The organism is Sporacetigenium mesophilum DSM 16796 (assembly GCF_059569055.1).
Map to the genome: position 1 here is coordinate 403,907 of NZ_JCANUR010000001.1, position 15,505 is coordinate 419,411.

Below are 15,505 nucleotides of genomic sequence, written 5' to 3' on the forward strand. Positions count from 1 at the left end.
TTTTCATAGCAAAATTTATATCACATAATATGTCATAAGATGTAAAAATATGGTAATATAGAAGATAAATTCTTAAATATAAATTTTAATTCTATGTTATATATATAGGTTATTAAATGAAAGAATTGTACAAAATATTAATTATATAAAAATCTAAAAAATAATTTAAATAGGATGATAAAAATGAAATTTATTAGAAAGTTTTTGCTTAACAGAGCCATTTTCATATCTTTTACAATACTAGTACAACTAATAGTTTTAATTGGTGTTATTTTAGTATTTAACGATTACTTTATATATTTTTATTGGATAAGCCTATTTATAAGTACAGTCTCGGTACTACTGATTATAAATAGTAAGAGTAATCCAGCATATAAAATAGCATGGATTATACCTATACTCTTATTTCCTATTTTTGGTGGATTATTTTATATTTTCTTTGGTAGAAATAAGCTAAGTAAAAAAGAAAAGAAAAGAATGAAATTTATAGAAGATAAAATGAAAGATGAATTATTACCACAAGAATTAATTTTAGATGAGATAAAAGTTCAAAATAAAGCTGCTGCTAATCAGTCAAAGTATATACAAAATTATGCCTATTCTCCGGTATATAACAATACAGAAACACAATACATACCTATTGGGGAAACTAAGTTCGAAAAATTAATGGAAGAATTAAGAAAAGCTCAGCACTATATATTTTTAGAGTACTTCATTATTAAGGAAGGCGTTATGTGGAATAGTATACTAGATATATTAGTAGAAAAAGCATCAATGGGTGTAGATGTTCGTGTTATATATGATGATATTGGGTGCTTATTAACACTGCCACATGGATATGATAAAAAGCTTGAAAAAAAGGGTATTAAGTGCTGTGTTTTTAATCCGTTAGTTCCTAAATTGTCTCCAATGTTGAATAATAGAGACCATCGTAAGATTGCAGTAATTGATGGTCATACAGGATTTACAGGAGGTATCAATCTGGCAGATGAATATATAAATGAGTTTGCAAAGCATGGCCATTGGAAAGATACTGCTATTATGCTAAAAGGAGATGCTGTGTGGAGTATGACAGTAATGTTCTTATCTATTTGGGATTATCTTAGAGGAATTGATGAAGATTTCACTCGTTTTAGGAAGGATATTCCAATTGATATTAATAAAAAAAGACAGGGATATGTTCAACCATTTACAGATAATCCATTAGATAATGAAACTGTTGGTGAAACAGTGTATTTAAATATAATTAACAAAGCCACTAAGTATGTTTATATCACAACTCCTTACTTAATTATAGGAAATGAAATGGTAACAGCATTATCGTCAGCTGCTAAAGGCGGAGTTGATGTTCGCATAATTACTCCTCATTGTGGAGATAAGTGGTTTGTTCATGAGGTTACTAGATCTTATTATAAAGTTCTTATAGAAAATGGAGTTAAAATTTATGAGTATATTCCAGGATTTATTCATGCAAAAACTTATGTAGCAGATGATGAATACGGTGTTGTTGGTACTATAAACATGGACTATAGAAGTTTATACCTGCATTTTGAATGTGGTGTTTGGATGTACAACAGCAGCAGTATCGATGATATAAAATATGATTTCTTTGAAACTTTAAGAATGTGTAGGCAGATTAATATAGAAGACGTTACAAATATAAAATTTCACAAGGCATTAACAAGGGCAGTGTTACGTATTTTTGCTCCATTAATGTAAGATTTAATCATATAATGTATAAAGGATGTGTATTAATAATGAAAAAAAGTAGTGTTTTACTAGAAGAACAAAGGGTAAAAAGTTTTACATTTCATAACCGATACGTATGTGCACCATTTGATATAGCAAAGGCAAGTGATAATGGACTTATAACAGATGAACTATTGTCAATTTATGAACAACGTAAAGGACTATCTTTAATAGTTGTTGAACAAGCGGCTATATCACCAGATGGGCAGTATAGAGAAAAACTAATTTTTGTAGATCGTGATGAATGTATAGAAGGATTATCTAAATTGGCAGATGTTATCCATAACAATAATCAGGTGGCTGTACTTCAGATAAATCATGCAGGAAGTTCCGCTGATACTTCACTTACAAAAATGGAAGCTGTTGCTCCATCTGCTGTAATACATCCTAATGTTAAAAGGTCTATGCCTAAAGAACTCACTATAGATGAAATTCAAGAGATTAAAAAAGATTTCGTTGAAGCTGCATTACGTACTATGAAAGCTGGTTTTGATGGTGTAGAGATTCACAACTGTCATGGATTTTTGTTGTCACAGTTTCTTTCTCCACTTACAAATTTAAGAACTGATGAATACGGTGGAAGTTTGGAAAATAGAAGTCGTCTTCTTATGGAGATAGTTGGTGAAGTTCGAGAAGCAATTGGAGAAAAATCTCTTCTATTAGTCAGATTAGGTATAGATGACCTTTTACCAGGTGGACTTACATTAAAAGAAGGTTGTGAAGTAGCCGAAAAATTAGAAAAAGCAGGTATCGACATTCTTGACATATCAACAGGTCTTGTTCCACCTATGGTATTACCTGGCCCTGCAATGTTAAGGGATATGCTTAGAACTGTTAAGCAACATGTTAATATTCCTGTTATTGGTGCAGGTGAGTTATCTGATATTGAAATTGCATCAGATATGGTGCAAAAGGATGAAGTAGATTTTATTGCTCTTGGAAGACCTATAATGAACCAACCAAACTTTGTTGAAGAATTAATTGAGAAGATAAAGAGCTAAACTAACTGTATCCAGTTATATAAATATTTTGCACATATATTACTAAAATATAATAATGGTATTAACATAGCCGATTAAAATTAAAATTATATTTTATCGGCTATTTTTGTGAAATTATAACTATAGGTATGGGAGAGGTCTATGAGTTCAAAGAAACTGTGATTTCATGTACTTGCCAAAAGAAGTAATTATAGGAAATGAAATATTTATTGTTGCAAGTAAAGCCCTAATAGCTTATGATATATTAACGAGAGAAACGTGCGAAAAGTATACACTAAATAAAATAAGAGCGGAATTATTAGCCGGTTAGGTGTTTAAGAATCATCTCAACGGGCTTTTGTTTTGTGTATATAACAACAAAGGGGGGAGACTTTATAATGGAAAAACATTATTTATATATAGTTCTTACAAGAACAAATACAGCAATATCAAGAGTTATACAGTTTATTAAAAATGATGAATATACTCATGCAGCTATTTCATTAGATAAAGAACTTAATAATATGTACGGTTTTGGGAGAAAGTATGCTCACAATCCTTTTTGGGGAATATTTAGAAAAGAAGAGATTAATAAAGGCGTATATAAATATCATAAAAATTTACCTGGTGCAATAATAGAAGTTGAAGTAACAAAGGATCAATATGAAGATGCCAAAAATTTATTAAATGAATTTATTAAGAATAGTGATATTTATAAATACAATTATATGGGACTTATTGACGGTATGCTTAACAATGAAGTATATTATGAAAATAGATTTTTATGTTCCGAGTTTGTTTACCATATATTAAAAGAAAGTGGAATTGTAGATTTAGAAATATCAAGAAATCTTGTAAGGCCTCAAAACTTCCTTAATATAAATGGTAATATAATTTATAGGGGTAACCTTAAAAACATAGAATTACAAGACAATAATTGCAATATTGCAGAAATAAAAAGAAGAAACTTAAGTGTTGTTTAAGACCACTCTCAAATTAGAGAGTGGTTTTTGAATTTAATAAAATTGGAATAATAACAAAGTATAAAAATATATTAAATCATTATTTGTAAGGAGCGACTAAGATGAAGCCTTTTATACCTTCGCGAGTGTATTATGAGGAAGCAGTAAAAGAATATCAACAAGGAAAAGAGTTATTAGAAAGATATGAAAAAATGGAAATTCCACTCATACCTATTGAAGCCCATCATAGAATTGAAGAGCTAAGACAGAGACCTAATAAGGAATTTACTAAGATGAAAAAATACCTAATATTAGGAAAAAGAAAAACGATTAATTTAACACAAAATGATAAAAGTGCAGATTTTATTGTTCCTTTTACTTCTAGTGGGTGTAGCGCAACTTGCCTTTATTGTTATTTAGTTTGTAATTTTAATACTAACTCTTATTTAAGGATATTTATGAATAGAGATGAAATGATAGATAAAGTGAGAAAAAAGATTAAAAAAGTAGGAGAACATAAGGTTTATGAATTAGGTTGTAATTCTGATATGGTACTTGAAAATACTATTACAGGAAACTTAAGATGGGCAATTGAAGAATTTGGAAAGTTAGAAAATGCTACTGCTACTTTTGCAACAAAATTTGATTCTATAGATGATTTGTTAAATGCTAATCATAAAGGTAATACACAAATGCGTATTTCTGTTAATCCACAGGAAATTATAAGAAAAGTAGAATTTGGAACAAGTAGCTTAAAAGATAGAATAACTGCAGCAAATAAAATGTTTGAAGCTGGATATAAAATAGGCTTAAATATTGCACCTATAATTTTAGAAGAAGGTTGGGAAGTAATGTATGAAAACATGTTTAAGGAAGTTAAAAAACTTTTATTGCCAAAACTTAAGGAGCAGCTATTCATAGAAGTAATATTTATGACTTATGGATTATCTAATTTTTATATAAATACAGAAAGCATGCCCGGGGCAATAAATTTATTAGATAAAAATAAAATGAGACCAAAGGGACCAGGGAAATATACCTATCGTAATGAATATAGAAATCCTGCTGAAAAAATTATAAGAGGATATATAGAAAAATATTTGCCTGAAGCCACTATAAGTTATATTGTATAATATATAGATAAGTTAAAAAGTTTATAATGAAAGGAAGTTATACTATGGAATTTAAAAAATTTGGGAATAAATATATTGTAAGACTCGATAAAGGAGAAGAAATTGTTCAAACTCTAAAGAATTTTTGTAAAGAGCAAAACATTAAACTAGGTTGGGTAAAAGGAATAGGAGCAGTAAATAAAGCTACAATTGGGATATACAGACCATATTATAAGAAGTATTATCCAATGGATTTAAATGGAGATTATGAAATAACAAGTCTTTTAGGCAATATTTCTACAATGAATGATGAAATATATATGCATTTACATATTAACTTATCTGATATAGATTATGAAACATTTGGAGGTCACTTAAATTCAGCGATAATAAGTGTTACAGGAGAAATTATGATAGAGGCTATAGAAGGTAATGTAGATAGAGAATTTAATGAAGAAATTGGAATTAACGTATATAAATTTGATTAATACAGAATATTAAGTGCTTAGCTTTAATATAACTAAAAAGCCTTAGTTAGCATCCCTAACTAAGGCTTTTCAGTTATCCAAGTATTGTTCCAACACCTTTATCTTTTGCTTTTTTCAAAATATAGGCTGCAACTGATGTATCAAATAATGCCATTCCTACTGATTTATAAAAAGTTGTTCCATCTGTTTTAATTTTTCCCTCTTTGATTGCATTTCCAAGTGTATGAACCTGGTCTTCTTTAATCCAACCTTCATGTAGCGGATTAACTAAATCTCCAGTTTCTTCTTTTGCAAAATCTACATCTATATACATATCATCTAAAATTTCAAATAAACTTTGTGGATATTCTTGCATTGTTGGCTTATAAGATCCTACACCAATAAAATGTTTACCTTTTAATAATTCTTTGTCATCTGGAATAACTGGACTATTTGAAGTTGTTGCAGTTATTATAATATCAGAGTTTTTAACAAGTTCATATGTATTATCGCAAACATTTACCTTGATATTTGGGATTGCTGCTTCTAAATCGCTTTTAAATTTAGTTGTTTTTTCAGGCGTTCTATTAAAAATATTTATAGTCTTAATATTTCTAATACTACATGCATATAAACTCTGATAGTAACCTTGAACTCCAGTTCCAATGATACCTATACTTTCTACATTTTCAGGAGTAGTATGTTTGATTCCTGTAGCTCCTACAGCACCTGTACGATAAGCAGTTAATGTAGAACCTTCCATTATACATTCAATTTTACCAGTTTCAATGTCATTTAGTAACATAACACCGTGTAAAGTAGGCTCGCCTTTTTTTGCATTTTCTTCATATAAAGTTAATACTTTAGTTCCCTTTACATTATCTGTAAAACATGGCATATATAAATAGGTTTCTGTACCTCTATTTACTGTTATTCTATCTGGCATTACAAAATCTCCAGTTTCATATACGTGCATAGCATTTTCTACGACTTTAATTACTTCTTCATAGTCTACTAATTTTTTTATGTCTTCACCGCTTAAATATAGCACATTTAACACACCCTTTTTTATAATATGTATTAGTAACTCTTAGTATTAATATATCAATGCTTTTTTTCTATGTCAATGTATATTGTGTAATTATTGTCAATTAAAATTTGTTGTGTAAAAACAAAATTAATTCTGTAGAATACAACATATAATACGACACAAAAGTTTATATAGTGTTACGTATATTAAGAAAAGTTCGTGCTTAGATTGAAAAAGTATGTTAAAATAGATATGTAAACAACATTATATAAATCAAAGTCCTTCATATAAATTACAATTTATACCCCTGTATATGTATAGTTCAAGGTGCTAAAATACTTAGAATTTTCTGTAAATGTTTATTTTTGATATTTTATTGACATTTTCAGGAAAAGAACTTAAAATACCGTTGCGTGGGTGTATTGTGTAGACAAGAGATAAAGTAACACAGGGAAGGTACTAGAAAGTATCAAAAGCTCTATAAAGAGAACTAAAAATCATTACAACTAACATTTATATAAGACACTATATATAAATAGTGGAATTGGAGGGATAGTATGTTCAAAATAGTAGGTAAAAAATTATTGGCGCCAAATATATATTTAATGGACATTGAAGCGCCAAGAGTAGCTAAATCAGCTAAGCCTGGTCAGTTTTTAATAGTAAAAATGCATGAAAAAGGTGAAAGAATACCTCTTACAATTTGTGATTATGATGCAGAAAAAGGGACTGTAACTATAGTTTATCAGACTATGGGAACATCAACAAAAGAAATGGCAGAGTTTGAAGTTGGTCAGTATTTCTCAGATTTTGTTGGCCCACTTGGACAACCATCTGAGTTTGTACATGAAGATCTTGAAGAATTAAAAGATAAGAAAATAATGTTTATAGCAGGGGGAGTTGGAACTGCTCCAGTTTATCCTCAAGTAAAATGGCTAAGTGAAAGAGGAATTAAAGCTGATATAATAATAGGTTCAAAAACTAAGGAAATGCTTATTCTTGAAGACGAAATGAAAGCTGTTTCTGGTAATTTATATGTTACTACAGATGATGGTTCTTACGGTTCAAAAGGGATGGTAACTGATTTACTTAAGGATTTAGTAGAAAATCAGGGAAAACGTTATGACTTAGTAGTTGCTATAGGGCCTATGATAATGATGAAGTTTGTAGCTAAGCTTACAAAGGAACTTAATATACCAACTGTAGTAAGCTTAAACCCTATTATGGTTGATGGAACTGGAATGTGCGGTGCCTGCAGAGTTACAGTAGGAGACGAAACAAAGTTTGCATGTGTTGATGGACCTGAATTTGATGGACATCTTGTTAACTTTGACGAGGCAATGAGAAGACAAGCAATGTATAAGACAGAAGAGGCAAAAGCTGAATATAGAAATAATCATGATCATTCTCATGGTGGCTGCGGCTGCTGCGAGGCATAAAAAGGAGGGGGACTTAAAATGAGTAGAATGAAGAGAGTTCCAATTTCAGAACAAGATGCTGTAGTTAGAGCAAAAAACTTTGAAGAAGTATGTTTAGGATATACAGAAGAAGAAGCAAAACAAGAGGCAGCAAGATGCCTAGATTGCAAGAAACCTTTATGTGTTACAAAATGTCCTGTAACTATAGACATACCGGCATTTATCCAACATGTAAAAAATGGAGAATTTGAAGATGCTGCTAGAATTATAGCTAAACAAAGCTCTCTTCCAGCAGTATGCGGAAGAGTATGTCCACAGGAAGTTCAATGTGAAGGAAAGTGCGTTTTAGGGATAAAGGGTGAAGCAGTTGCTATAGGAAAACTTGAAAGATTTGTAGCAGACTGGTCAAGAGAAAACAATATTGATTTAACTGAGAAACAAGAGAGTAATGGGAAGAGAGTTGCAGTTATTGGTAGTGGACCTGCAGGATTAGCTTGTGCAGGAGATTTGGCTAAGCTTGGTTATGAAGTAACTATATTTGAAGCACTTCATGAGGCAGGTGGAGTTTTAGTTTATGGAATTCCAGAATTTAGACTTCCAAAGGAAACTGTAGTAAAACATGAAGTAGAAAACCTTAAAAAGCTTGGCGTTAAGATAGAAACTAACGTAATAGTAGGAAGAACAGTAACAATTGATGATCTTCTTGAAGAGGAAGGCTATGATGCTGTATTTATAGGATCAGGAGCAGGACTTCCAAAGTTTATGGGGATACCTGGAGAAAATTTAAACGGAGTACAATCGGCAAATGAGTTCCTAACTAGAACAAACTTAATGAAAGCCTTCAAATCTGGGTATGATACTCCTATTAGAGTAGGACAAAAAGTTGCTGTAGTTGGCGGTGGAAACGTTGCTATGGATGCAGCTAGAACTGCATTAAGACTTGGTGCAGAGGTTCATGTTGTATACAGACGTTCAGAAGAAGAACTTCCAGCAAGAGTTGAAGAAGTTCATCATGCAAAAGAAGAGGGAGTTATATTTGACGTATTAACTAATCCTACTGAAATAATCGGTGACGAAAAAGGTTGGGTTAGTGGAATGAAATGCGTAAAAATGGAACTAGGTGAGCCTGATGATTCAGGAAGAAGAAAGCCAATTGAAATTCCAAACTCAGAGTATGTTATAGAAGTTGATACAGTGATAATGTCTTTAGGAACTTCTCCTAATCCACTGATTTCTTCAACTACAAAAGAACTGAGCATCAACAAGAGAAAATGTATTATGACTGAAGAGGAAACAGGACTTACTACAAAGGAAAAAGTATATGCTGGAGGAGACGCAGTTACTGGAGCGGCAACGGTTATCCTTGCCATGGGAGCTGGGAAGAAGGCAGCACGTGCTATAAATAATTATTTAGAAATGCAAGAATGGAAAGATAAAGTGGGTCATGAATTGAGTACTAATAAATAAATATACTAAAATGAAGGAACAATTACGCAATTTGCATAGGGCATTTTGCCTGATTGTTCCTTTTTTCTACTAAATATAATATTGTGTTTACTATTTCTTTGTAGATATATATAATAGTAATGTATTATTATTTTGAATGAGGGGCTTGATAGCATGGAGAGAACAATTGATACTGACGAAATATATAAAATATTGAGAAGCAGAATTATTAATTTAGAATATGAACCAGCACAAGTTTTAAATGAAGAAGACATAGCTAAAGAGTTTAATGTTAGTCGAACTCCTATAAGAAAGATTTTTCAGCAGTTAAATAATGATAAGCTGCTAAATATAATTCCAAGATTTGGTGCACAGGTAGCGCCTTTAGATTTTAAATATATGAAATCTGTATTTGAAGTTACAAGAGAGCTTGATCCTTTTGCTGCAAGACTTGCAGTAGATAGAATTTCCAAAGAGCAACTTGAGGAACTTGAGGAAATACTAGAGAGAATGAAAACTTATAAAATAAGTGAAGATTATCAAAGGGCAATTAAAGATGATGAAAGATTCCATGATATTATCTTTTTAAGTAGCGGTAATCAATGTCTTGCTGAAATCTTAGCAGGGTTACATTTACATACAGAAAGACTTTGGCACTATTGTGAGCAGTATTTTGAATCTATGGAGTTTTTTACAAATACCCTAGGCAAAATATTAGATTCTATTAAAGAAAAAAACTATGAAGCTGTAGAGAAATACTCCAGAAAGCATATAGATGATTTTGTAGAAAAAATAAGAAATCAGATGCTATAAATTTTAAAATTCAAATAAATATGAACCTTGAAATTAACTTACAACTAAGTTGATTTCAAGGTTTTTTTATTTTCATAAGAAATTGTAAACTTAAATATTATTTTAACAAAAAGAAGGATATTTCAGGTATATCAGTAATATATATTAATATAAGCACTGAAATACAAATAGTATACAAGTGATTTATTAAAGAAGTTTAGATGATTTTTTATTGATTTTAAAAAAGTATTAAGGGAGACAAGAAAAAAGGTAATTTAAAAGGAGATATAGGTTATGGAAAAAGTTATCATAACAAATAACGATAAGGTTTTTGAAAAGTACAAGGAAATGTTTGATGTTATATTTTTAGAACAGGGGAACTATATGGATGTTTTAAATATGACTAGAGATAAGGTTCACGAAGGTTGTGAAATCATTACTCACCCAATGGCAGGGAGCTTAAAGCCTAATCAAACTCCTTACAAATCAATTATTGTAAAAAACACCAATAGAAAAATTCACTATGATAGTGTGTTGCTTATAGAAAATAGCTTAGAGTCAGCTAATAAGTTTCTAAAGTTTAAGGTAACACCAAAATGGAGTGAAAAAATACTAAAGGATTTTCAAACTGTGGATTTATCTTTAATAGAAAATGTGGTTAATAACCCTATGTTCAACTTTAGTATTTAAAATTATTAATAACTCTTTTATTATGGGGGAGTTAAATATAAAAGGAGGTAATAACTTTGAGACTAGAATTAGGAAAAATTAATATTAATAATGTGGAGTTTGGTGAAAAAAACCACGTTAACCAGGGAACTCTTTATGTAAACAAGGAAGAAATAAAAAAGTTAGTACTTGAAGATGAAAGAATTTTATCTGTAGATGTACAACTTGCAAGACCTGGTGAGTCAGTACGTATAGCTCCTGTTAAGGATGTATTAGAACCAAGGGTTAAGGTATCTGGTACAGGAGGAATATTTCCAGGAACTATAAACAAGGTTAAGGAAGTTGGAAGTGGTAGAACACATGCATTAGTAGGTGCTACTGTAATTACTTGTGGAAGAATTGTAGGTTTCCAAGAAGGTCTTATTGACATGTCAGGTCCTGCAGCAGATTACACTCCATTCTCTAAAACAAACAATGTATGTATAGTTATTGAACCTGTAGAAGGATTAGAAACACACGATTATGAAGCAGCAGGAAGAATGGTAGGATTAAAGGTTGCAACATTTATTGGTGAAGCAGGAAGAGACATAGAGCCAGATGAGGTTGTTGTATATGAAACAAAGCCTGTATTTGAGCAAAGAGACCAGTATCCAGATTTACCTAAGATAGGTTATATTCATATGCTTCAATCTCAGGGGTTACTTCATGATACATATTACTATGGAGTAGATGCTAAGGTTATGGTGCCGACTTTTATGTATCCTACAGAAATTATGGATGGAGCTATAATTAGTGGTAACTGCGTTGCACCTTGTGATAAGGTTACAACATATCATCATTTAAATAACCCAGTTATTGAAGATTTATATAAAAGACATGGGAAAGATTTAAATTTTATGGGAGTTATTCTTACTAATGAAAACGTATTCCTTGCAGATAAAGAAAGATCTTCAGACATGACAGCAAAACTTTGTGAGCTTTTAGGTCTTGATGGAGTGTTAATTACAGAAGAAGGTTATGGAAACCCTGATACAGACCTTATGATGAACTGTAAAAAGGTTAGTCAAAAGGGAATAAAGGTTGTACTTATTACTGATGAATTCCCAGGAAGAGATGGTAAATCTCAATCTTTAGCAGATGCAGTAGAAGAAGCAGATGCACTTGTATCTTGTGGAAATGGTAACGTAATACTAAACTTCCCACCAATGGATAAAGTTATAGGAACTCTTGATTATGTTGAAACAATGATAGGCGGATATGAAGGAAGCTTAAAAGAAGATGGAAGCATAGAAGCAGAACTTCAAATAATAATAGCATCAACTATTGCAAATGGCTTTAATAAACTTGCTGCTAAAGGATATTAAAATTAAACAAGGAGGGGAAATAAATTATGAGTAAAAAAAGAGTTATTCATTATATAAACCAATTTTTCGCCAACATTGGAGGAGAAGAAAAAGCTGATATTAAACCTGAAATAAGAGAAGGTATGGTAGGTCCTGGACTTGCACTTCAAAAAGGACTTGGAGATGAGTATGAAGTAGTTGCAACTGTAGTATGTGGCGACAACTATTTTGGATCAAATATTGATGAAGCTAAAGAAACTATATTAAGCATGATAAAACCATATAAGCCAGATTTATTTGTAGCTGGCCCTGCTTTTAATGCTGGAAGATATGGCGTAGCTTGTGGAACTATAGCTAAAGCTGTAGAAGATGAAATGGGAATCCCAGTAATTACAGCTATGTACCCAGAAAATCCTGGAGTTGATATGTTTAGAAAAGATTTACACATCATAGAAACAGGAATTTCTGCTGCTGATATGAGAAAATCAATGGGCAAAGTTTGCAAACTTGCTGATAAAATGACTAAAAATGAAGAAGTGTTATCTCCAAAGGAAGAAGGTTATATAGAAAGAGGTATTCGTGTAAACTACTTCCATGAGAAAAGAGGATCTGAAAGAGGAGTAGAACTTCTTTTAAAGAAAATAGCAGGTGAGCCTTATGAAACAGAATATCCAATGCCAGTATTCGATAGAGTAGCGCCAAACCCAGCTGTAAAAGATGTTTCAAAGATTAAAATTGCTGTTGTAACTTCTGGAGGTATTGTTCCTCAAGGAAATCCTGACAGAATTGAATCTTCAAGTGCTACTAAGTATGGTGTTTATGACATTACAGGAATGGATAGCTTATCAAAGGATGATTTTATGACAGTTCACGGAGGATACGATAGAGCCTTTGTAACAGAAAATCCAAACCTAGTAGTTCCACTTGATGTACTTCGTGAAATGGAAAATGAAGGTGTAATTGGTGAACTTGCAAATTACTTTGTAGCTACTACAGGAACAGGAACATCTGTAGGAAATGCTAAGGGATTTGGAGAAGAATTTAGTAAAAAACTATTAGAAGACGGTGTAGGAGCAGTTATTCTAACATCTACATGAGGCACTTGTACACGTTGCGGTGCAACGATGGTAAAAGAAATTGAAAGAGTAGGAATACCAGTAGTTCACATGTGTACAGTAGTTCCAATATCATTAACTATAGGTGCAAATAGAATAATACCAGCAATAGGAATACCTTATCCACTAGGAGATCCAAATTTAGGAGAAGAAAAGAGCAAAAAATTAAGAAGAAGCTTAGTTGAAAGAGCATTAAAAGCCTTACAAACAGAGGTAGAAGAGCAAACAGTATTTGAATAAAAGATGTACAGATAAATAAAAACCAATTAATGCATAAGAAAATTCCATGCATTAATTGGTTAATTTTAAATGGGGTGTATCTATGGATAATAGCGGATTAAATAAAAAGCAAATAATCTCTTTTGCAGGAGCTTTTATAGCATTTTTAATAGGTTCTGGATTTGCCACAGGGCAAGAAATAATGCAATACTTTGTTGCCTACGGATATCTAGGTATTGCAGGGGCAGTAGTTGTACTGTGTTTGTTTTTATACGTGGGAGTAAGCTTTATCACAGTAGGATATGAGAAGAAGTTTTCAAAGGGCAGTGACATATATACCTATTATTGTGGAAAATACATCGGAAAGTTTTACGATTATTTTTCCATACTATTTATATATATGTCCTTTATTGTAATGATTGGAGGAGCAGGAGCTACTTTAAATCAGCAGTATAATTTACCAGTGGCAGTGGGAGGCATATTGATGTCAATCCTTGCTATAGGAACAGTGGTTTTTGGTCTTGGTAAAATAGTTGATGTAATAGGGGTAATCGGACCTGTTATAGTTGTATTATCCATATTATTAGGAGTATTCTCTCTCACAAGAAATTTTTCAAACCTAGGCTCAGTAAATGAGTTAATACCTACCTTGGATTTAATGAAGGCATCAAATCATTGGTTATATGCAGCAGGTTCATATGTAGGATTTTGTATGCTTTGGCTTGCATCTTTTATGTCTTCAATGGGGGCTACAGCAGATGGCAAGAGGGAAGCGGCTCTTGGAGCAATTATTGGAGCAATAGCCTTTGCAATAGCTGTAATTATTGTAGCCTTAGGTCTTATGGCAAACCTTGAAGATGTTGCAGGTTCTATGATTCCATCTTTAATTTTAGCATCAAAAATACATCCTATTGTAGCAATAGTATTTTCACTTACTGTTATAGCGGGAATATACACTACTGCAGTACCTCTTCTTTGGACAGTTTGCTCAAGGATTGCAGATGAGAAGAGCCGTAAGTTTAAGCTTATTACTGTTGTATTAGCTATAGTAGGGACATTCATTGGATTAAATGTGCCTTTTGATAGACTTGTAAATGTTATTTATGTTATAAACGGATACGTAGGAGTACTATTATTAGTTTTAATGGTGATAAAAAGCATTAGAAATATTGCCAGTAACAAGAAAGTTAATACTATAAATGATAAATCTCTTTAGTTATTTGAAATAATATCAATAATTAAATATAATTAAAAAAGGAACGATTACGCATTTTGCATGATTGTTCCTCTTTTGTATTTAAGCTATGGGTAATTTACTCTACAATAAATTTCACTAATTCCTCATTGAATTTATCCTTTTCATCATAAAATAATCCATGTCCGCTAAACTTAAATGGTATAAGTTTTGAATTTCTAATACATTGTTTTTGTATCTCAGCTAATGGGAATAAAACAACTTTATCATGAATTCCATGAAGAATTAAAGTTGGTACATTGATTTTTCCTAAGTCTGAAAATAGTCTTTCATCATCTAGCCAGGTATTTGCAATAGCTGCAGTGGCCCAACTTGCTGCTTGTATTCCTAATCCAAAGAACCATTCTGAGAAAGGCTCGGTTATATGATGATAGAAAAATATATCACCGAAATCTCGAAGCATTTTAGGGCGATCAGTAAATGTGCCCTCAATAATTTGCAGGACAGCTTCTCTATCTAAGCCATAAGGAAAGTTAGGACGTTTGATAAGACTAGGAGCTGCAGCAGCAAACAAAGCTAGTTTGGATACTCCATAACCTTTATGACGAGCCATATATCTTATGGCTATTGCTCCACCAGTAGAATGACCTGCTAGTGTAATATCATGTAGATTTAATGTTTCAATTACACGTCTAACATCATCTGACAATCTATCGTAGTCATATCCTTCATAAGGTCTATCTGAATTTCCAAAGCCCCTTGTATCTATTCCAATACATCTAAATCCTAAACTTGGAAGTACATTAAATTGATATTCAAACAGCTTATGACTTCCTGGCCATCCGTGGAGAAATACTATTGTTTTTTTTCCCAGAGGATTAAGATCTTCTACATAGCATTCTATGTTTTGTTCAACTTTAATATAGTACCCCATTTGCCACCTCCATTTATAAAATGTCTATAGTATATAGATTATTCAATAAATGGCAAATGGTGAATTATAAAAAT

Annotated in this window: 13 protein-coding genes and 1 pseudogene; 12 read left to right on the top strand and 2 right to left on the bottom strand. The window is 31.6% G+C overall.

The genetic code is table 11. The features are described from left to right. Positions 1 to 183: 183 nt before the first annotated feature. The 5 genes from cls (at position 184) to BS62_RS02020 (ending at position 5,291) form a co-directional block, all read left to right on the top strand. Positions 184 to 1,719 carry a cardiolipin synthase gene (gene cls / locus BS62_RS02000; RefSeq protein WP_496489563.1) on the top strand — a complete coding sequence of 512 codons (1,536 nt, stop codon included), beginning with the start codon at positions 184 to 186 and terminating at the stop codon, positions 1,717 to 1,719. A gap of 38 nt (positions 1,720 to 1,757) precedes the next feature. Continuing rightward, positions 1,758 to 2,750 carry an oxidoreductase gene (locus BS62_RS02005; protein ID WP_496489564.1) on the top strand — a complete coding sequence of 331 codons (993 nt, stop codon included), beginning with the start codon at positions 1,758 to 1,760 and terminating at the stop codon, positions 2,748 to 2,750. Positions 2,751 to 3,127: 377 nt separating this feature from the next. Beyond that, complete coding sequence (locus BS62_RS02010) at positions 3,128 to 3,712, top strand: hypothetical protein (RefSeq protein ID WP_496489565.1); 585 nt, start codon at positions 3,128 to 3,130, stop codon at positions 3,710 to 3,712. Positions 3,713 to 3,813: 101 nt separating this feature from the next. Further along, positions 3,814 to 4,824 carry an SPL family radical SAM protein gene (locus BS62_RS02015; protein WP_496489566.1) on the top strand — a complete coding sequence of 337 codons (1,011 nt, stop codon included), beginning with the start codon at positions 3,814 to 3,816 and terminating at the stop codon, positions 4,822 to 4,824. 44 nt (positions 4,825 to 4,868) lie between these two features. Further along, positions 4,869 to 5,291 (top strand): PPC domain-containing DNA-binding protein, encoded by a 423-nt coding sequence (locus BS62_RS02020; RefSeq protein ID WP_496489567.1) that lies wholly within the window; start codon positions 4,869 to 4,871, stop codon positions 5,289 to 5,291. Positions 5,292 to 5,364: 73 nt separating this feature from the next. Here the strand turns inward: BS62_RS02020 and BS62_RS02025 are convergent, their stop codons facing one another. After that, entirely contained in the window at positions 5,365 to 6,321 is a 957-nt protein-coding gene (locus BS62_RS02025; RefSeq protein ID WP_496489568.1) for an ornithine cyclodeaminase family protein, read from the bottom strand. A gap of 536 nt (positions 6,322 to 6,857) precedes the next feature. Between BS62_RS02025 and BS62_RS02030 the strand changes: the two genes are divergently transcribed. The 7 genes from BS62_RS02030 (at position 6,858) to BS62_RS02060 (ending at position 14,518) form a co-directional block, all read left to right on the top strand. Beyond that, positions 6,858 to 7,739 carry a sulfide/dihydroorotate dehydrogenase-like FAD/NAD-binding protein gene (locus BS62_RS02030; protein WP_496489569.1) on the top strand — a complete coding sequence of 294 codons (882 nt, stop codon included), beginning with the start codon at positions 6,858 to 6,860 and terminating at the stop codon, positions 7,737 to 7,739. Between the two features lie 18 nt (positions 7,740 to 7,757). Continuing rightward, positions 7,758 to 9,185, top strand: coding sequence for an NADPH-dependent glutamate synthase (gene gltA / locus BS62_RS02035; RefSeq protein WP_496489570.1), 1,428 nt, complete (start codon positions 7,758 to 7,760; stop codon positions 9,183 to 9,185). Positions 9,186 to 9,338: 153 nt separating this feature from the next. Beyond that, entirely contained in the window at positions 9,339 to 9,977 is a 639-nt protein-coding gene (locus BS62_RS02040; protein ID WP_496489571.1) for a GntR family transcriptional regulator, read from the top strand. A gap of 273 nt (positions 9,978 to 10,250) precedes the next feature. Beyond that, positions 10,251 to 10,646: a GrdX family protein gene (locus tag BS62_RS02045; protein WP_496489572.1), complete on the top strand. Its 396-nt coding sequence runs from the start codon at positions 10,251 to 10,253 to the stop codon at positions 10,644 to 10,646. Positions 10,647 to 10,702: 56 nt separating this feature from the next. Further along, positions 10,703 to 11,989: a sarcosine reductase complex component B subunit alpha gene (grdG, locus tag BS62_RS02050; RefSeq protein ID WP_496489573.1), complete on the top strand. Its 1,287-nt coding sequence runs from the start codon at positions 10,703 to 10,705 to the stop codon at positions 11,987 to 11,989. 26 nt (positions 11,990 to 12,015) lie between these two features. Beyond that, the gene (gene grdF, locus BS62_RS02055; RefSeq protein WP_496489574.1) at positions 12,016 to 13,323 is read left to right on the top strand and encodes a sarcosine reductase complex component B subunit beta; all 1,308 of its coding nucleotides are present in this window, start codon (positions 12,016 to 12,018) and stop codon (positions 13,321 to 13,323) included. Positions 13,324 to 13,405: 82 nt separating this feature from the next. Beyond that, positions 13,406 to 14,518, top strand: coding sequence for a YkvI family membrane protein (locus BS62_RS02060; RefSeq protein ID WP_496489575.1), 1,113 nt, complete (start codon positions 13,406 to 13,408; stop codon positions 14,516 to 14,518). A gap of 97 nt (positions 14,519 to 14,615) precedes the next feature. Here the strand turns inward: BS62_RS02060 and BS62_RS02065 are convergent. After that, positions 14,616 to 15,434 (bottom strand): annotated as a pseudogene (locus BS62_RS02065) (alpha/beta fold hydrolase); the annotation flags it as partial. Between the last annotated feature and the right edge of the window lie 71 nt (positions 15,435 to 15,505).